The organism is Aliiroseovarius sp. F20344 (assembly GCF_023016155.1).
GTDB lineage: Bacteria > Pseudomonadota > Alphaproteobacteria > Rhodobacterales > Rhodobacteraceae > Aliiroseovarius.
This window is the reverse complement of the sequence record NZ_JALKBG010000003.1, coordinates 653,507-670,259: the sequence shown is the minus strand read 5'-3', so window position 1 is coordinate 670,259 and position 16,753 is coordinate 653,507. Positions and strand designations below refer to the sequence as shown.

Annotated in this window: 18 protein-coding genes; 7 read left to right on the top strand and 11 right to left on the bottom strand. The window is 56.8% G+C overall.

From position 1 onward, the window contains the following. The first annotated feature begins 94 nt into the window (after positions 1 to 94). Positions 95 to 985 carry an AraC family transcriptional regulator gene (locus MWU55_RS03805; protein WP_246934381.1) on the top strand — a complete coding sequence of 297 codons (891 nt, stop codon included), beginning with the start codon at positions 95 to 97 and terminating at the stop codon, positions 983 to 985. A gap of 429 nt (positions 986 to 1,414) precedes the next feature. On the opposite strand, the gene MWU55_RS03800 is transcribed toward MWU55_RS03805, so the two are convergent. From MWU55_RS03800 to MWU55_RS03775, 6 genes are read right to left on the bottom strand one after another with little or no spacing between them, the layout of a single operon-like run. Next, positions 1,415 to 1,948, bottom strand: coding sequence for a redoxin domain-containing protein (locus tag MWU55_RS03800; RefSeq protein ID WP_246934380.1), 534 nt, complete (start codon positions 1,946 to 1,948; stop codon positions 1,415 to 1,417). Beyond that, complete coding sequence (locus MWU55_RS03795) at positions 1,945 to 2,820, bottom strand: radical SAM protein (RefSeq protein ID WP_246934377.1); 876 nt, start codon at positions 2,818 to 2,820, stop codon at positions 1,945 to 1,947. The genes MWU55_RS03800 and MWU55_RS03795 overlap by 4 nt, the downstream gene beginning before the upstream one ends. 57 nt (positions 2,821 to 2,877) lie before the next feature. Then, positions 2,878 to 3,666 (bottom strand): nuclear transport factor 2 family protein, encoded by a 789-nt coding sequence (locus MWU55_RS03790; RefSeq protein WP_246934375.1) that lies wholly within the window; start codon positions 3,664 to 3,666, stop codon positions 2,878 to 2,880. 21 nt (positions 3,667 to 3,687) lie between these two features. Then, positions 3,688 to 4,065 (bottom strand): DoxX family protein, encoded by a 378-nt coding sequence (locus MWU55_RS03785; protein ID WP_246934373.1) that lies wholly within the window; start codon positions 4,063 to 4,065, stop codon positions 3,688 to 3,690. Between the two features lie 53 nt (positions 4,066 to 4,118). Continuing rightward, on the bottom strand, positions 4,119 to 4,610 hold the full coding sequence (locus MWU55_RS03780; protein ID WP_246934371.1) for a hypothetical protein: 492 nt from the start codon (positions 4,608 to 4,610) through the stop codon (positions 4,119 to 4,121). Positions 4,611 to 4,613: 3 nt separating this feature from the next. Further along, entirely contained in the window at positions 4,614 to 4,913 is a 300-nt protein-coding gene (locus tag MWU55_RS03775) for a DUF2218 domain-containing protein (RefSeq protein WP_246934369.1), read from the bottom strand. Between the two features lie 90 nt (positions 4,914 to 5,003). On the opposite strand from MWU55_RS03775, the gene MWU55_RS03770 reads away from it, so the two are divergent. After that, positions 5,004 to 5,882, top strand: a complete 879-nt coding sequence (locus tag MWU55_RS03770; RefSeq protein WP_246934368.1) for a LysR family transcriptional regulator — start codon at positions 5,004 to 5,006, stop codon at positions 5,880 to 5,882. Between the two features lie 115 nt (positions 5,883 to 5,997). Here MWU55_RS03770 and MWU55_RS03765 read toward each other — a convergent pair whose 3' ends face one another. From MWU55_RS03765 to MWU55_RS03755, 3 genes are all read right to left on the bottom strand, one after another. Then, positions 5,998 to 6,735, bottom strand: coding sequence for a metallophosphoesterase (locus MWU55_RS03765; protein ID WP_246934367.1), 738 nt, complete (start codon positions 6,733 to 6,735; stop codon positions 5,998 to 6,000). 95 nt (positions 6,736 to 6,830) lie between these two features. Continuing rightward, positions 6,831 to 8,423, bottom strand: a complete 1,593-nt coding sequence (gene serA / locus MWU55_RS03760) for a phosphoglycerate dehydrogenase (protein ID WP_246934366.1) — start codon at positions 8,421 to 8,423, stop codon at positions 6,831 to 6,833. Positions 8,424 to 8,487: 64 nt separating this feature from the next. Continuing rightward, positions 8,488 to 9,633: a phosphoserine transaminase gene (locus MWU55_RS03755; protein WP_246934364.1), complete on the bottom strand. Its 1,146-nt coding sequence runs from the start codon at positions 9,631 to 9,633 to the stop codon at positions 8,488 to 8,490. Between the two features lie 263 nt (positions 9,634 to 9,896). Between MWU55_RS03755 and serB the strand changes: the two genes are divergently transcribed. After that, on the top strand, positions 9,897 to 10,775 hold the full coding sequence (serB, locus tag MWU55_RS03750; RefSeq protein WP_246934363.1) for a phosphoserine phosphatase SerB: 879 nt from the start codon (positions 9,897 to 9,899) through the stop codon (positions 10,773 to 10,775). Then, entirely contained in the window at positions 10,768 to 11,526 is a 759-nt protein-coding gene (locus tag MWU55_RS03745; RefSeq protein WP_246934362.1) for a TSUP family transporter, read from the top strand. Before serB ends, MWU55_RS03745 begins: the two co-directional genes overlap by 8 nt. An 8-nt stretch (positions 11,527 to 11,534) precedes the next feature. Here the strand turns inward: MWU55_RS03745 and MWU55_RS03740 are convergent, their stop codons facing one another. Continuing rightward, positions 11,535 to 12,539 (bottom strand): asparaginase, encoded by a 1,005-nt coding sequence (locus tag MWU55_RS03740; RefSeq protein ID WP_246934361.1) that lies wholly within the window; start codon positions 12,537 to 12,539, stop codon positions 11,535 to 11,537. Between the two features lie 246 nt (positions 12,540 to 12,785). Here MWU55_RS03740 and MWU55_RS03735 point away from each other — a divergent pair, with 246 nt between their 5' ends. The 3 genes from MWU55_RS03735 (at position 12,786) to MWU55_RS03725 (ending at position 15,779) form a co-directional block, all read left to right on the top strand. Next, positions 12,786 to 13,250 (top strand): invasion associated locus B family protein, encoded by a 465-nt coding sequence (locus tag MWU55_RS03735; protein WP_246934488.1) that lies wholly within the window; start codon positions 12,786 to 12,788, stop codon positions 13,248 to 13,250. A gap of 107 nt (positions 13,251 to 13,357) precedes the next feature. Then, a complete protein-coding gene (gene rlmN, locus MWU55_RS03730) occupies positions 13,358 to 14,545 on the top strand; it encodes a 23S rRNA (adenine(2503)-C(2))-methyltransferase RlmN (RefSeq protein WP_246934360.1) in 1,188 nt (395 codons plus the stop codon). Between the two features lie 283 nt (positions 14,546 to 14,828). After that, positions 14,829 to 15,779, top strand: a complete 951-nt coding sequence (locus MWU55_RS03725; RefSeq protein ID WP_246934359.1) for a Hint domain-containing protein — start codon at positions 14,829 to 14,831, stop codon at positions 15,777 to 15,779. A 49-nt stretch (positions 15,780 to 15,828) separates the two neighbouring features. Here the strand turns inward: MWU55_RS03725 and MWU55_RS03720 are convergent, their stop codons facing one another. Beyond that, entirely contained in the window at positions 15,829 to 16,671 is an 843-nt protein-coding gene (locus MWU55_RS03720) for a TIGR00730 family Rossman fold protein (RefSeq protein ID WP_246934358.1), read from the bottom strand. Positions 16,672 to 16,753: the final 82 nt, after the last annotated feature.

The window sequence follows — 16,753 nt, the reverse complement described above, 5'->3', positions numbered from 1 at the left end:
GTCAGGGCCATGAAACAGGCGATATCCTCTCGATTACTTGCCTAATCGTCTCAACTCCGTTGCAAAGATGAAGGTCTTCTGCCAGCTAAAGAGCATGAGCAAAGAACAGATCAAAGCCATTATTGAGCGCCGTCTGCCCGCGGCAGGCCTTGTCGATACCGCGCTGAGGGGCGTCCAGCTTTTCCGAGTAACCGAGGCCATGCCCTGCGCCCCCGCCGTCTACGAGCCCGCAGTCGTGGCAATACTTAACGGCACCAAGGAAGCTATACTGGATGGTGAGCACCACATCTATGACTGTGACAATTACCTGCTGTGCCCAATGACTCTGCCGGTCGAGGCGGGCACGCCACAGGCTTCCGAAGAAGATCCTCTGCTCGGCGTAGTAATCACTTTGGAGCCAAGAATGATGCGCGAGCTCACTATGGAGATAGAGTCCGCTGCCGGCAGCGGCAGACAGTCTCGGGGAGTAGCGCCGTCGGCTTTGGCATTGGCTTCTTGGGATGCTGGGTTCACCGAGGCTTTGCTGCGGCTTCTCGAGCTGCTCGAGAATTCGGTTGATCTGGAGGTGCTGGGACCGGGGCGACTACGCGAATTGTGTTATGCGGTTCTCATGGGCGAGGCAGGGACCGCCGCAAGACGTGCCTTTGGTGTCGGCAACGAAATCGCACGCACCATCGACTATCTCTCAAACCACTTAACAGAGCAGGTCACCATCGACGATATGGCCGACAATGTGGGTATGAGCCGCGCGGTCTTTCATCGGCGCTTCAAAGAGGCCACGACAATGTCCCCTATCCAGTTCGTGAAATCGATGCGGCTGAACAACGCCGCGATGAAGATCGCCGAAGGAAAGACCGTGTCGGAGGCGGCCTGGGAAGTGGGCTATCAAAGCTCATCTCAATTCAGCCGCGAGTTCAAGCGGATCTACGGCCAGTCACCCCGCCAATGGAGCCACGACCGACAACTAACGACTGGGGTGGCTTAAGGCCACGATAGCGGACCTCGATTGAGGCAAAACTAACGGCGACTTTGTTCCGCGTTGTGTTAGTTCGCCTAACTCGTGATTTCGCTTGCGCAGCGAATGGCGGGTTCGACGGGCCGTACCGCAGCGATGGGGTCCGGTGACCAACGGCAGCTCTGGGCCGTGAGTGACGAACGCCGGGGGATTTTGGTAGATGCTGCGGCGCATCCGACGACCGCTCTGAGCCCTCACCGTGAAATCGAATTTCTCGCTGCGTGCGCTCGCGGCACGAGAATTGCCGCGGTTGCGTAATTCCAAACGCTACCACGCGACGTAAAATCCGGCCATTCAGGCAATTCGCAGCGAGAGTTCGATGGCGAAGGGGCAAATTGCGGACGAAGCTGCAGTTCACCCAGCACTTGTGAACGGCAGCAATTCCATCTCGAGGCCGAACTACGTCAACAATCCTCTGATTGGATATTTGTGTTCTGGGTTCCGAATGAACTCCAGCCCGCCGACAAGTGTTTCCAGATGCGGGCGCACGAACGGGCCGTTGGAGATATCAGTCACTTGCAGCGTGCCATCACCATTGATGATGAAAAGCCCGGGTTCTGCGAATGGTCGCGGGCTTTCGGCATCCGAACGTGGTTCGGAAATATACAATCCCAGCGATTTCATTTGCGCAACTGACAGATCATAACCAATCGTCAGATCGACCCCCAGTTTGGCGATATGGGGTTCCGCGCGGTCCAGGCTGTCGGCAGAAACTGCAGCGACGTCAATGCCGATCCCATTCAGGCGCGGAATGAGTGGTTCCAGCTCTTGTAGATAACGGCTGCAATAGGGGCAGTGTTTCCCGCGATAGACGACAACCATTTGCCAATCATGGGAGCCTGACGGCTTCCCAAGGCTGAGGTCTCCACCGCCCAAACGGGCAATTTTCAAAACTGGAAAGGTCTCCCCTGCGGCGAGTTTCGTTGCGGTCATGATGTTTCCTTCAGGTCTTGATCACTGACGTGATGAACGATTTCGTTGAAGCGAAGTTGCAGGCCATTGTTGGCCAGCGCTTCGCGGATCACGGGTTCCAGCATGTCGCGATATTCGAAATTCTGCGATTTGGCATAGACGGCCTGTATGTCGGCGGGTTGATCCTTGAGGAATTCGCGCAAACGTGGCCGCACATAGGATGGCAAGTTCAGGTATTCGACTTTTACCTCTGTCGCGCCCGCGGCGCGAATGCCCGCAAACAGCTCATCAATCAGTTCTGGTCGCAGGTACATGTGAGGCAGGAACGGCCCGACAAAGACGTAGGACTTGATCCCCACATCCGTCAGCTTGCGCAACGTATCAAGCCGCGCACGGGCTAGCGGGGCCATTGCATCTAACTGTCGGCTCAGATTGTCGTCAGAGGTGGTGATGCTCAGACCAACTTCTGCGTGTTTGATCCGCTTCAAGGTTTCAAGGTCATCCAGAACATTTGGGGATTTGGTCAGGATGCTGACACGCCCCTGATAGTCATGTTCGGCAAAGACCTTTAGAATACCGCGCGTCAGACGATATTTGCGTTCCACTCCCTGATAGGGGTCCGTAACCGTGCTGATCGCGATCCGTGGATGTGGGTCTTTCTTGAGCAGCCGGTGGATTTGCTTTTCCATCAACTCAATAGCGTTGGTTTTCACGTAGACGTAGTTACCCCAATTGCCGTTACTCTCACCAACGAAGCGCCCCATGAAGCTGGCAAAGCAGTACATGCAAGCAAACTGGCAACCCGTGTAGGGATTTATCACAAAATCCGCACTCGGCACCTTGGTGCTGGCGATGATGGACTTTGCAGTGGTTTCGTGGATTTGAAGCGCCATGTCGCGGCTCCTGCAATAGGGAGATGCGCGGGCCCCATATCGGGGACCGCAATTTGCTTAGAATTTGCCTGAGTTGTTCCAGGTTTCTTTCGGCCCAATCTTTTCCTGAACATCCCAGTGCTCGACGATCTTGCCGCCCTTGAGCCTGAACAGATCAAAGAATGCCCAGTCATCGCCGCCCTGTTTCACATGGCTGTAGATCACGACAAAGTTGCCTTGCCCCAACAAGTGATGAACCTTGACGTATTGCGCGGCTTGACCACTCTCCATCACTTGCTTGAGGTGCTTGCCAAAGCCCTCCAGCCCATTGCCCACTTCGGGATTGTGCTGGTCGTATTGTTCGGTCGAGATGTAGTCGGTCACCAGATCTGCGCGCCCGCCCATCAGCACGTTGTCGACAAATCCTTGCACCACCGCCTTGTTGGCTTCGGTTTGATCGAGGTCTTCGATCTCGATCGGGCCATCAACCATTGTGCGCCCCGAAACCGTGGGCCATTTGTATTCGGCGATGACGTCCCAATGCTCGACGATCTTGCCGTTTTCGTCAGTATCGAAGATGTCCGCTGTGACCCACTGCGCTTCACCGTTACCAAGGTTCTGATGGACGTGGCAAAAGACAAAATTACCGTCTTCAATTGTGCGCAAAACCTGAATGTCGCGGATTGGATTGCGTTCTAGAAATGGCGTGAAGAACTCAATGAACCCGTCCTTCCCATCGCGCACACCAGTCGAGTGCTGGGTGTAGCGGTCGCCGGTGTATTTATCCAAGGCTTCGACCATTTTGCCGTCGCGGATGCCTTCCAGATATAGGCCTTTTGCGTTCGAGACGCGGATGCTGTCTGTCATGTTCTTTCTCCAATGTTGGAATTAGATGAGCCCTAAGAACCCGAGTAAGGCTGCCCGCCCTGACCATGCAACGATGGCGGACAAAGTGCCTGTGATCATCGCAGGAACACCCTCTTTCCAAGTGTCCCAAATCAGGTGACATCCGATTGCACCGACCGAAGTCCCAAGTAGTGCCAGCGCACCCAAGGTACCGATCCACGACCCCTGGAACCAAATGGCAATCGCGCCAAACAGCTCAACCACGCCAGTCAAAGCCATGATCTGGCGGTTCAGACCATATTTGATGAACATTGCCAGCTGGGTCTCAAAGATCATCTTTTGCCAACCGAAAATCTTGATTGAGCTGGCGAACAGGAAGAAGGCAGACAAGAGGCCAATAAAGATGGTGATTAGGGTCATGTGGGAGTTCCGTTTTGAGAGTGCTGGCCCCGTTCTGGAGCCAGCAATTTGCATTATTGAAGGTTGATAACCACCTTGTTGCCCGGCGTGAAATCGGCGCCTTCGCCAAAGGCCACAACAAGACGCCCAGTTGTTGTAACAGTAGCGGTTGCGCCATCAGCAATCGCAGCTGTGGAAGCGTCAGCGTCGATGTTCGCCGAAGCCGGGCCTGCACCAGTGAAGGTGTAGTAATAGCGATCAAAGCGCTCGGGTGGCATCGGGTTGTTGGCGGGCTTGGCCATATCACTGACAGTCATGGTCAGTGTGGACATATCTTCCGCCACGTCGATCTCATAGAAATTGACGAAGTTCGGGATTTCGACATCTGCGCTCACCGTTGCGGCCTGATTGGCGTAGACATCGGCGCTGAAGGCGATGGTCGAGATTTCGTTCCCACCAGTCATTTGCGGGTCTTGGAAAGTGTTCGCAACGGTAAACATGGTGTCGGCAGAAGCTGCACCAGCCGTCAGGGCCACCGCGGCGGCCAGAATTGACTTATGAAACATGGGTTAGTCCTTTGGTTGATGCGCGGCGCGGTGCCACGTCAGGATTGCGTTCTCACGAAAGGCGATGCGTTCTATCCATCCACCAAACACCTCTTCCATTCGGTCGATATGATCCGGGCAGGATTGGATGCATGCGGCGAAGCCATCGCCGCTTGCGATAAGATCGCAAGTTCCGATCGGCAACGTCACTTGCGCCTGGTCCGATCTGGCTTGAACGGGCACGCGTTTTGAAAAATGCGCACAAAGCCGTTTGAGATACTCAGCGCCATGCTTCGTTCCGAATTGGCTGGTGGATATGATCATTTGTCGTCCTTTCGTGAGAACAAACTAGCCATTCCTGTGCCTTTCAATAATATGGAGATAAGTGAAATCATTATTCAGTCAGGATAAAAGATGATTGATGATCTACGCGCGATGGCAATATTCGCGACCGTTGCCGAAACCGGCAGTTTCTCAGCGGCGGGGCGGCAGTTGCGGCTGGCAACATCCGGGATCAGCCAGCATGTTACCAAGCTTGAGGATCGGCTAGGCGTAACGTTGTTCTACCGATCCACGCGGTCGCTTTCGCTCACGAACGAAGGCAAGCGCTTGTTGGAGCATGCCCAACGAATGATCACCGCCGCAGAAGATGGGCTGAACAGTATTGTCGACATCAGCAATGAACCAGCTGGTGCGCTCATCATTACTCTACCGGCCTTCATGGCGGGCAGCACCTATGAGCAAGCCATCTGGAGCTTCACCCGGCAGCATCAGGCTGTCGCAGTCACGATCAGGTATCTGGACCGCAACTTTGACCTGGTTGCCGAGGGGATCGACCTTGCCCTGCGCATGGGTGAACTACCGGATTCGGCCCTCCGATCACGCCGCCTGGGTAGCTTCGGTCGCAAACTCGTCTGCGCGCCATCGTATCTGCAAACGCTTCCTCCGATACGGTCGCCAGATGACCTCAAGAACGCGGACTTTGTGGCCATGGAGGGGTTGCAGGAACAAATTTCACTGCTGAAAGACGATGAAGAGAAGGTGCTGCACACGGGCCGCGGGCGTGTTCTTGTGGACAATTTCGCAGCATTGCGATCCGCCCTCTGCGCCGGATTGGGCATTCAACGGCTACCGGCCTTGGTCGCTGACACAGACCTGAAGTCCGGCGCACTAGCCGAGATACTACCCGATTGGAAGATCCCCGATCTAGGCACCTACGGTGTCTGGCCCGACACCAGCCGCCGCAGTTCTCTCACTCGACTGTTGATAGATTACATTGTCGCCGAAACATGACCATGTGTTTGAGGCGATGCCAGCCTGAAATCATGTAAGCGGCCATTGGTGCATTGTGCAGCATCCGGAACAAGGGTCCGCATAGCAGCCATCGAAACTTGGCCTGATCCCGTCGTTATCTACGCACTACCGCTTCACGTCCCTCGGCCCCCAACAACCACACATCCCGCCCTTCGATCACCACGGCTGCGATGTCTTTGCCATGCCCCGCGCCGGTATCAATGTTCACCCGGTTGCCGTAATGCGTGACCGCATCCACAGGCGTGTGACCATGCACGATCAGCGGGCCGTGGTCTACGTCTGAGGTGTGGAACTCCTTGCGGATCCAGCACAGGTCATCTTCAGTCTGGTCGTCAAGCGCGACGCCCGGGCGGATGCCAGCATGGGCGAAGTAGAGATCACCGAGCTGATAGCTTGTTGGCAGGTTCGCTAGATAGCCTCGGTGACTTTCGGGCACAGCCGCGCGGGCCTTTGGGTGTAGCTGAAAGGTGCGGATCCCATCGGGCACCTCAACGCCGTAGCTGGCCAGAGTTTCGATCCCGCCAAGGCGTTCATGCAGCCAGTTGTAATTATATAGAAGCTGTGTATCCACCATGGGCTGTTCGCGCAGGAACATCTCCATCATGCGGTCGTGATTGCCCTTCAGCACCACCCAGTTTTCGCCACGCGCTTGGCCATCCATCAGATACTGGATCACACCCTTGCTGTCCGGTCCACGATCCACGAGGTCTCCGATATGCACTACCGGCGCATCCTTATCGCAGCAGCGCGCGCGGTCTTCTGCGATCAGTGTATGTGCCGTTTGCAGCTTGTCGAGATGGCCGTGAATGTCTCCGATCGCATAGGCGCGCATGGGCAGTCTTCCTTCTTTTGTCGCCACCCTAGGCATATGGCCCAAAAAGAAAAGCCCCGGCGTAGGACCGGGGCTTTCCTGAGTATGATTGACGCTTAAACGTCGAACTCTAGCGGACTGACCGAATTGAAAAGGCCCGTGTCGGTGAGCTTCTTCAAAATAGGTTCAGGGATCGCATTGTCTACGTAAAGCAGCGCAATCGCATCGCCACCGGTTTCTTTCCGGCCCAGAGTAAAGTTGGCGATATTCACGCCGTTCTCGCCCATGGTTTTCCCCAGCGTGCCGATGATGCCCGGCACGTCATTGTTGGTGGTGTAAAGCATATGATGACCGATCTCGGCGTCGATGTTGATGCCTTTGATCTGGATGAAACGCGGCTTGCCGTCCGAGAACACGGTACCCGCGATCGAACGCTCGCGGTTTTCCGTAACCACAGTCACCTTGATATAGCCGTCAAACGTGCCGCCCTTTGCCTGAGTGGTGGTCGAGGTCTTGATACCACGATCCGCAGCAATAACAGGTGCCGACACCATGTTCACATCGGGCGTTTGCGGTTTCATCAAACCCGCGATCACAGCGCAATCCAGGGCCTTCAGGTTCATTTCAGACGCGACACCATCGTAAAGGATGTTCACGGCTTTCACCGGTTCGTCCGTCATCTGACCTACGAATGCACCCAGATGCTCGGCCAGTTTGATCCACGGACCCATGACCTTGGCTTCCTCGGCAGTCACAGACGGCATGTTCAGCGCGTTCTGAACGGCGCCGGTAAGCAGGTAATCCGACATCTGTTCAGCCACCTGAAGCGCCACGTTTTCCTGCGCTTCGGTTGTCGCAGCGCCAAGGTGCGGGGTGCAGACAACGTTGGGCAGGTTGAACAAAGGGTTCTCGGTCGCGGGTTCTTCGGCGAACACATCGAATGCCGCACCAGCAACGTGAGCGGATCTCAGCAGGTCAGCCAAGGCTTCTTCGTCCACCAGACCACCGCGGGCACAGTTGATGATCCGCACACCAGCTTTGGTTTTCAGCAGATTCTCGCGGCTCAGGATGTTGCGGGTCGCGTCAATCAAAGGCACGTGCAATGTGATGAAGTCTGCGCGGGCCAGAAGTTCGTCCAGCTCGACCTTCTCAACACCCATCGCGTCTGCTTTCTCTTCCGACAGGAAGGGATCATAGGCGACCACTTTCATCTTCAGACCCAGCGCGCGGTCACAGACGATGCCACCGATGTTGCCTGCACCAATGACGCCAAGCGTCTTGTTGGTCAGCTCGACACCCATGAATTTCGACTTTTCCCACTTCCCAGCATGGGTCGAGGCCGAGGCCTCGGGGATCTGACGTGCTACGGCGAACATCATCGCGATGGCGTGTTCAGCGGTGGTGATCATGTTGCCAAACGGCGTGTTCATCACAATCACACCGGCTTTCGACGCGGCGACTTTGTCTACATTGTCAGTACCAATCCCGGCGCGCGCGACAACCTTCAGGTTGGTCGCGGCTTCAAGGATCTTCTCGGTCACTTTGGTGGCCGAGCGGATCGCCAGACCGTCATAATCGCCGATCTTGGCGGCAAGTGCGTCCTTGTCTTTGCCAAGGTTGGGTTCGAAATCAACTTCGATGCCGCGATCACGGAAAATCTGAACGGCGGTTTCCGAAAGCTTGTCGGATACGAGTACTTTGGGGGCCATGGTGTTGGTCCTTCTTCAAAGATGTAGGGGAAAGTCCCGCGCGCCCTTGCGCGGGACGGAAAGCTTATTGGGCTTCGATTTCGGCGTTAAACGCCCAATCAAGCCACGGCATCAGGGCCTCGACGTCCGACGTCTCGACCGTGCCACCGCACCAGATGCGCAGACCGGCAGGCGCGTCACGATAGGCACCAACGTCCAACGCCACACCTTCTGCTTCCAGACGTTTGGCAACGGCCTTGGCGAAGGTTGCGCCATCTTTGATGCGGTCATCGGTGAACTTCAGGCAGACCGAAGTGTTCGACAGCGTGGTCGCATCTTCGGCAAGGAAATCGACCCAGTCACGCATCTCGACGAAGTCAGCGACGGCCTTGGTGTTGGCGTCTGCGCGGTGGATCAGACCTTCCAGCCCACCAACCGAACGCGCCCAATCGAGGGCGAATAGGTAGTCTTCGACGGCCAGCATCGACGGCGTGTTAATCGTTGCGCCGGTGAAGATGCCTTCGATCAGCTTACCGCCTTTGGTCAGGCGGAAGATTTTCGGCAGCGGCCATGCAGGCGTGTAACTTTCCAGACGCTCTACAGCGCGCGGGGAAAGGATCAGGATGCCGTGTGCAGCCTCGCCGCCCAGCACTTTCTGCCAAGAGAATGTGGTCACATCCAGCTTGTCCCACGGCAGGTCCATCGCAAACGCAGCCGAGGTCGCGTCGCAGATGGTCAGACCTTCTCGGTCGTCCGCAATCCAGTCACCGTTCGGAACGCGCACGCCCGATGTGGTGCCGTTCCAGGTGAAAACAACGTCATTGGCGAAATCAACAGACGCCAGATCAGGCAGTTGGCCGTAATCAGCGGTCTTCGCGACGGCGTCGATTTTCAGCTGCTTCACAACATCGGTGACCCAGCCCGAACCGAAAGATTCCCATGCCAGCATCTCGACCTTGCGGGCGCCCAGAAGCGACCAAAGGGCCATTTCAACCGCGCCGGTGTCGGACGCAGGAACGATGCCGATTTTGTAATCCGCGGGGATGCCCAGAACCTCGCGCGTGCCTTCGATGGCCGCTTTCAGCTTGTCCTTGCCGATGGCGGCACGGTGCGAGCGACCCAAGGCGGCGTCGGCCAAGGCATCAAGATTCCATGTGGGGGGTTTGGCACAGGGGCCAGAAGAAAAACGCGGATTTGCCGGCCGCGTCGCCGGTTTTGTAATATCAGTCATGATACCCTCACAGATATGTGCCCTTCGTTGGGGAAGGGTGTCCCACTGACCGAGGTAAGGCGCAGCGCTTTTCTGCACAAGCATAAAAGCGTCGGAATTTGCATGTGATGTGTCGAATTCAGACGCCGAAAGACCACTATCGGAAACTTGCGCCCCAGCTGGAAACGCCGCAATCGCCTAAGAATTGCTGATTAGAGCTTGTGATCCGGACGTGATCTGCCGCATGAAACGCCTAACTGAATTGCCCAGACAAAGGCCCATCCATGTTCATCGCCACGCTGATCGCCTCGCCCACTGCCCGCAACCTCGAGCCCGCATTGGTCGAAAACCTGCGCAACGCGTGGGGCGGAGGGGATGCCGTGTGGCTGGCACCGGACGAAGCCGCCGAGTTTTCGCTGGACGCACTGCCTGACAATCAATGGGACGTGTGGGAAGACCTGCAAAAATTGGGCGTCGACCTGATCGTGCTACCCGCTGAAGGGCGCAAGAAGAAGATGCTTCTGGCGGATATGGACTCGACCATGATCCAGCAGGAATGCATCGACGAGCTGGCGGACGAGGCTGGCGTCGGCGAACGCGTCAAAGACATTACCGCGCGTGCGATGAATGGCGAGCTGGACTTCGAAGGCGCCCTGACAGAACGTGTCGGGCTTCTGAAAGGTCTGCCGGAAAGCGTCATCGGCGACGTTCTGGCCAATCGCATCACCTTGATGCCCGGAGGCAAGGCGCTGCTGTCCACGATGAAAGCAAACGGCGCTTACGCGGCGCTGGTGTCCGGCGGTTTCACAGCCTTCACCGCCCATATCGCCGAGACACTTGGCTTTGACGAAAACCGCGCCAACACGCTGAACGTCGACGGCGGCGCGCTGACCGGCACGGTGGGCATGCCCATCTTAGGACGCGAGGCCAAAGTACAGGCGCTGAAAGAGATCACCACCCGCCTTGGCCTATCCCATGATGATGTGATGGCCGTGGGCGATGGTGCCAATGATCTGGGCATGCTGGGGCTGGCAGGCGCGGGTGTTGCGCTGCATGCCAAGCCCTCGGTCGCGGCCGAATGCGATATCCGCATCAACCACGGCGACCTGACCGCACTGCTCTATATCCAAGGCTATGCCCAGTCAGACTTCGTAAATGGCTGAGTTCTCAACGGAAATCTTGCTGTTCCTGCTGGCGGCAGGTTTTGTTGCGGGCTTTATCGACAGCATCGCGGGCGGCGGTGGCTTGATCACTGTCCCGGCCCTTCTTCTGGCGGGCGTTCCCCCCGTAACTGCGCTGGCAACGAACAAAGTGCAGGGGTTGTTTGGCGCAGGCATGGCCGCGGTGACCTATGCACGCAAAGGGCATGTCAATCTGCGTAGGCAGATGAGACCAGCCGCCATATCCTTTGCAGCCTCTTTGGTCGGCGCGTTGTCGGTCAACGCTCTTCCGACCGAATTGATCCGCTGGATCCTGCCCATCCTGATGGTCGCCATCGCGCTGTTCTTCGCGCTGAAACCGGGCTTGGACGACGTAGATCGTCTCCAAAGGCTGACACCGGTTTTGTTCTCGCTGACTTTCGTCCCTGCTGTTGCCTTCTACGATGGGCTCTTGGGGCCGGGGGCTGGTGCTTTCTATATGCTGGCCTTCGTCGCGATGGCCGGTCACGGGATCCTGAAAGCCACGGCGCATACGAAGCTTCTGAACTTCGCCTCGAACGTGGGCGGACTGGCCGGGTTTTTGCTGGTGCTCTCGCCGCTTTGGCTGATCGGACTGGCGATGGGTGTGGCGCAGATGGCTGGGGCCTATGTCGGCTCGTCGCTGGCGTCCCGCATCGGCGCGCGTCTGATTAAGCCGCTTCTGGTGATCGCCTCATCCGCTATGGCGCTGAAGCTGATCACCGACTTGATGTGAGCGGCGGGTTAAAGCGCCAGCACGGCTTCAGACGGGCGGATAAAGCCCGTGTTCAGCCCAGCAAAATTCAGAACATCTGGGTTCAGGCGCTTCTTCACATCCGGATGCGCCAGGTCCAACACACCAAGCTTCACAAGAATGGCCGCGATGGCACATTCAGATGCGCGGGTTGATCCATCTTCGATCTTCAGCGCCACTCCCATCTCGAGTTCTGGAATAATGGCGACGAAGAAGGCTTCGGCCCCAGTCTTCAAAGCAACCTTCCCCGGCGCTGAGCGCATCAGCTCGGTACAAGCACGGGTTTCACCGGCCACAAGATCGGGGTGAAGCATCATCGCTTCGCGCAATCGGACCGAAGCCCTCGCGCGCGCATCTCCGCTTTCTTTCGCGCTCGCGAAACCGGCCATTGCCCGCCCCATGCCCAAAAGCGTACTGGCGTGGTTCGGTGCGGAACAGCCGTCGATGCCGAAACCGGGGCTGACCTCGTCAGTCACCTCTTCGAATGCTTGTTTGATTGCCACCTGAATGGGGTGATCCACCTCGACGTATTCCGGGTCGCTAACACCCATGTGGCGGCTGAGCGTCAGGAACCCTGCATGCTTACCCGAACAATTGTTGTGAATGCGGCAGGGGCTGTCATCGGTTTTGATCAACCCGACCTTGGCTGGCTTGTCAGCGGGCCATTGCGGGCCACAGCGCAGATCGTCATCACGCAATCCCATATCCGTCAACCAGCGCGTCACACGATCTGTGTGAATGGCCGCGCCCTGATGGCTGGCACACGACAATGCAAGCTGTTCGGTCGTCAGGCCAGCCGCATCCGCAGCGCCACTTTCAACCAGCGGCAAGGCCTGCAACATCTTGGCAGAGGACCGTGGCAGGATCACTTGATCCGGGTCCCCCCACGCGTGAACAATCCCTCCTGTCTTGTCCACCACAACCGCATGCCCACGGTGTTGACTTTCAAGGATATCGCCGCGCCAGACCTCGACCAGCCGCTCTGCCTTACCCATTCTTTTCTCCTTCCGCCCGGAAACTCGCGAAAATCCGCCGCCGGGGCTTTCATTACCCTGTCTTTTCACGCTAAACTGCGCCTGCAGACATGGAAACGACCTGAGCGGTCTGGTCAAGGGCCACTTAAGATGGCAGGGACAACGCAACGGTCCGAGGCAGAGGCAGCGGAGGCTGTATTAGACATGAATCGTTTGATCTTGGGTGCAATTGGCGCCTTTGGCTTGTCGGTGGCAGCGACAGGTGTCATGGCGCAACAAAGCTCGAACCGGGTGGCCGCGAACACCGATTGGAGCGTTTTCGTCGAGAAAAACCCGACCGAGTGCTGGAGCGTTTCCAGCCCGAAAGAGACCGTGAATACCAAAAACGGTCGCGCGGTTGCAGTAAAACGCAGTGATATTCTGCTGTTTGTCAGCTATCGCCCGGGCAAAAATGTGAAAGGCGAAGTGTCGTTCACTGGTGGCTATCCGTTCGCTCCTGGCTCAACGGTCGATCTGACCATTGGCAGCAACAACTTCCAACTGTTCACCGATGGCGAATGGGCATGGGCCGCAAGCCCCGCAGATGATGCAAAGATCATCAAGGCGATGAAGGGCGGTGCCAAAGCAGTTGCATCGGCACAATCTTCGCGCGGCACCAAAACGCAGGACACGTTCAGCCTGCTTGGTTTTACCGCCGCCGTGGACGAAGCCGGAAAGCGCTGCACCAACTGATCCTCTAGGTCAGAAATCTATTTCAACACGCCATGGTGAAATCCGTGGCGTGACAAGCTATATATGTTGCCCTATAGACTGCCGCCCTGCACGGTAAGGAACGCGACATGGATACCAAGGCCCCGATTACTCAGGATGTGATGACCATCCCCCGCAAGACCGTTGAAGGTGGCAAACGCAACCTCGTGGGTCTGACGCGTGACCAGATGCGTGATGCGTTGATCGAAATCGGCACGCCGGAAAAGCAGGCCAAGATGCGCACCGGCCAGATCTGGCAGTGGATTTATCAGTGGGGCAAACGCGACTTTGCCGACATGACGAACCTTGCCAAAGCCTACCGCGCACAACTGGACGAGCACTTCGTGATCGAAGTCCCCGAGGTTGTCAGCCGCCAAGTGTCCGAGGATGGCACACGCAAATACCTTGTCCGTATCGCAGGCGGCCACGAGGTCGAGGTCGTGTATATCCCCGAAGAAGGCCGCGGCACGCTGTGCATCAGCAGCCAAGTGGGCTGCACGCTGACCTGTTCCTTCTGCCACACAGGCACTCAGAAACTGGTGCGCAATCTGACTGCCGGCGAGATCGTCGGCCAAGTGATGATGGCGCGCGATGATCTGGATGAATGGCCTGTCCCCGGCGCCCCCAAAGACGAAACACGTCTTCTGTCCAACATCGTTCTGATGGGCATGGGCGAGCCTTTGTACAACTTCGACAACGTACGCGACGCGATGAAGATCGCGATGGACGCCGAGGGCATTCAGCTATCGCGCCGCCGCATTACATTGTCTACTTCGGGCGTCGTGCCCGAAATCGCCCGCACCGCCGAAGAAATAGGCTGCCTGTTGGCCATCAGTTTCCACGCCACAACGGATGAGGTCCGTGACGTGCTGGTGCCGATCAACAAGCGCTGGAACATTGAAGAGCTGTTGGGCTCGCTGGCGGCCTATCCAAAAGTGTCGAACAGCGAGCGGATCACATTTGAATACGTGATGCTTGACGGCGTGAATGACTCGGACGACGACGCGCATCGTTTGATCGCGCACATCAAACGCCACAACATCCCCGCCAAGATCAACCTGATCCCGTTCAACGAATGGCCCGGCGCGCCCTATAAGCGGTCATCAAACAACCGCATTCGCGCCTTTGCCAACATCATCTATCAGGCAGGTTACGCCAGCCCGATCCGCAAAACCCGCGGCGAGGACATCATGGCGGCTTGCGGTCAGTTGAAATCAGCCACCGAACGCGCGCGCAAATCGCGTAAGCAGATCGAGGCTGAGGCTGGGTTGAACTAAGTTAGAACCGGTATCCAAAAGTCCGCTGACAATCAGTGAAGCGCAGACCAACCCTGCGCTTTTCTACTCTCATGACCAGACAAACTGATTGATCCACCTCTTCGCGTCTTGCGGAAAAGCTGGATTGCTCGTCGCCATCCCTGTCACAACTTCACATCACATTTAGTGAAAATGTAGCGAAAATTGACAGAACGCGCGCGAACTGGCTAGATACTAAGGCTTTCTTAAAGAATGGGGAGAGGCAGGCTCAACCCCAGCGAGAGTGAAAGCGAGAGCAGGACCCATGGCGCTTTTGACGCTGACCTTCCCGCCTGGAACCGTTGCAGCGGTGTCCAAGTCGAGTGGCGACTGGTATGTCGACTCTGTCAATACGACGGATGTGGTCATCATTGTCGACGATGCCGACAATGATGGCACGATTTCAGACGATGAATGGGACGCTGCCGTATCTGGAAACGGCAATGACATTGGCGATGCCGGCTTTCTGTATCAGGGCGGCGGCACCTCAGGTTTCCTTTATGCCACCAATGGTACCACGACATTCACTGTTGGCGAAGATGTCACCGACATCCGCCACAATATGTCGAACCATTTCGAGGCAGATGTCTCTGCCGTTGTCTGCTTTGTAAAGGGAACACGGATCGCAACGCCCGAGGGTCACCAATTGATCGAAACCCTCCACGAAGGCGACAAAGTTCTGACTGCCAATGGCGAAGCCCACAGGGTACGCTGGATCGGTCGCCGCGAAGTATCCGCTTTTGAATTGCTTCATGCCCCAAAGCTCTGCCCCGTGCGCATCCGCGCTGGCGCGTTGGGAAATCAGCTTCCGGTGCGGGATCTGCTGGTTAGCCGCCAACACAGGATCCTGATTAAATCCAAAGTCGCTGAACGCATGTTTGGCACGAATGAGGTTTTGATCCCCGCCGTCAAACTTATCGAGTGCTCGGGCATCGATATTGACGACCGCCCCCGGCCAATCGAGTACTTCCACATCCTTCTCGACAGGCATGAAATCCTGCTGGCAAACGGCGCCCCCGCGGAAAGCCTGTTTACCGGGCCGGAAGCGATGAAATCACTGTCCCCAGAAGCAATTGATGAGATCAATACCCTATTCCCCGAAATACTTGAGAGGATTTCAAATCAGGGCCCGGCGGCTCTTGTGCCATCAAACAAGAGGGTAAACCGTATGCTCAAGAGGCACAAAAAGAACAACAAGGCGCTGGCATGCGTCTAGCCCTGCCCACATCCGTGCGTTTGCAGATTCTTAGATTAGGCCCAGTTGATCACCGCCCCGGCAAAGCATCCCGTGCATCACGGTTTGGCCAGTTGTCCATCGCATCCACAGCTTCTTGAGCGGTTTCCACGAACCGGAACAGGTCCAGATCCTCGGCGCTGATGGTTCCGGCATCAGACAGCGCTTCCCAGTTCACAATCGTGGTCCAGAACTCTTTACCGAACAGCAGGATCGGAACCTTCTTCATGCGTCCGGTCTGGATCAGCGTCAGGCTTTCGAAAAGTTCGTCCAAGGTGCCAAAACCACCGGGGAAGATAGCGATGGCTTCCGCCCGCATCAGGAAGTGCATCTTACGGATGGCGAAATAGTGAAAGTTGAAGCACAGGTCCGGTGTTACATATTCGTTGGGCGCCTGTTCGTGTGGCAGCACGATGTTCAGGCCTATGGACACGCCACCCGCGTCTTCGGCGCCGCGGTTTCCAGCTTCCATCACACCGGGGCCGCCGCCGGTGACCACCACGTTCTCGCGGTGATTGTTCACCTTCGAGCGCAGTGTCAAAAGGCGGGCGAACTCGCGTGCTTCGTCGTAAAACTTGGACAAATCAGCCAGAGTCTTCGTTCGAGCAGCGTCTTTCTTAGCAGGTTCGGGAATGCGCGCACCACCGAATAGGACAACGGTCGTTTCAACACCGTATTCCTGCATCATCAGTTCCGGCTTCAAAAGTTCCAGCTGTAAACGAACTGGGCGCAGCTCATCACGGCACAGAAATTCGGGATCATCAAAAGCCAGCTTATAGGCGGGCGCCCGTGTTTGGGGGGTGTCCGGAATTTGGTGTGCTGCCTCGCGGTCTTGATGGCTATCGCGAAGCGGATGGTTGCGGTCGTCTTTCATTAAACTGGTCCTGTCACATTTGCGTTTCTTCCCCAAGGGGTAGCGGCTTTAGCGCTAAAGGACCAGTCCAACATGCTCACTG

What these genes read in the sequence shown, in the direction of transcription:
- MWU55_RS03770 (WP_246934368.1), top strand. Translation starts at nt 5,004, where the DNA reads ATGATTGATGATCTACGCGCGATGGCAATATTCGCGACCGTTGCCGAA.
- MWU55_RS03725 (WP_246934359.1), top strand. Translation starts at nt 14,829, where the DNA reads ATGGCGCTTTTGACGCTGACCTTCCCGCCTGGAACCGTTGCAGCGGTG.
- serA (WP_246934366.1), bottom strand. Translation starts at nt 8,423, where the DNA reads ATGGCCCCCAAAGTACTCGTATCCGACAAGCTTTCGGAAACCGCCGTT.
- MWU55_RS03790 (WP_246934375.1), bottom strand. Translation starts at nt 3,666, where the DNA reads ATGACAGACAGCATCCGCGTCTCGAACGCAAAAGGCCTATATCTGGAA.
- MWU55_RS03785 (WP_246934373.1), bottom strand. Translation starts at nt 4,065, where the DNA reads ATGACCCTAATCACCATCTTTATTGGCCTCTTGTCTGCCTTCTTCCTG.
- serB (WP_246934363.1), top strand. Translation starts at nt 9,897, where the DNA reads ATGTTCATCGCCACGCTGATCGCCTCGCCCACTGCCCGCAACCTCGAG.
- MWU55_RS03755 (WP_246934364.1), bottom strand. Translation starts at nt 9,633, where the DNA reads ATGACTGATATTACAAAACCGGCGACGCGGCCGGCAAATCCGCGTTTT.
- rlmN (WP_246934360.1), top strand. Translation starts at nt 13,358, where the DNA reads ATGGATACCAAGGCCCCGATTACTCAGGATGTGATGACCATCCCCCGC.
- MWU55_RS03780 (WP_246934371.1), bottom strand. Translation starts at nt 4,610, where the DNA reads ATGTTTCATAAGTCAATTCTGGCCGCCGCGGTGGCCCTGACGGCTGGT.
- MWU55_RS03775 (WP_246934369.1), bottom strand. Translation starts at nt 4,913, where the DNA reads ATGATCATATCCACCAGCCAATTCGGAACGAAGCATGGCGCTGAGTAT.
- MWU55_RS03805 (WP_246934381.1), top strand. Translation starts at nt 95, where the DNA reads ATGAGCAAAGAACAGATCAAAGCCATTATTGAGCGCCGTCTGCCCGCG.
- MWU55_RS03740 (WP_246934361.1), bottom strand. Translation starts at nt 12,539, where the DNA reads ATGGGTAAGGCAGAGCGGCTGGTCGAGGTCTGGCGCGGCGATATCCTT.
- MWU55_RS03800 (WP_246934380.1), bottom strand. Translation starts at nt 1,948, where the DNA reads ATGACCGCAACGAAACTCGCCGCAGGGGAGACCTTTCCAGTTTTGAAA.
- MWU55_RS03795 (WP_246934377.1), bottom strand. Translation starts at nt 2,820, where the DNA reads ATGGCGCTTCAAATCCACGAAACCACTGCAAAGTCCATCATCGCCAGC.
- MWU55_RS03745 (WP_246934362.1), top strand. Translation starts at nt 10,768, where the DNA reads ATGGCTGAGTTCTCAACGGAAATCTTGCTGTTCCTGCTGGCGGCAGGT.
- MWU55_RS03735 (WP_246934488.1), top strand. Translation starts at nt 12,786, where the DNA reads ATGGCGCAACAAAGCTCGAACCGGGTGGCCGCGAACACCGATTGGAGC.
- MWU55_RS03765 (WP_246934367.1), bottom strand. Translation starts at nt 6,735, where the DNA reads ATGCGCGCCTATGCGATCGGAGACATTCACGGCCATCTCGACAAGCTG.
- MWU55_RS03720 (WP_246934358.1), bottom strand. Translation starts at nt 16,671, where the DNA reads ATGAAAGACGACCGCAACCATCCGCTTCGCGATAGCCATCAAGACCGC.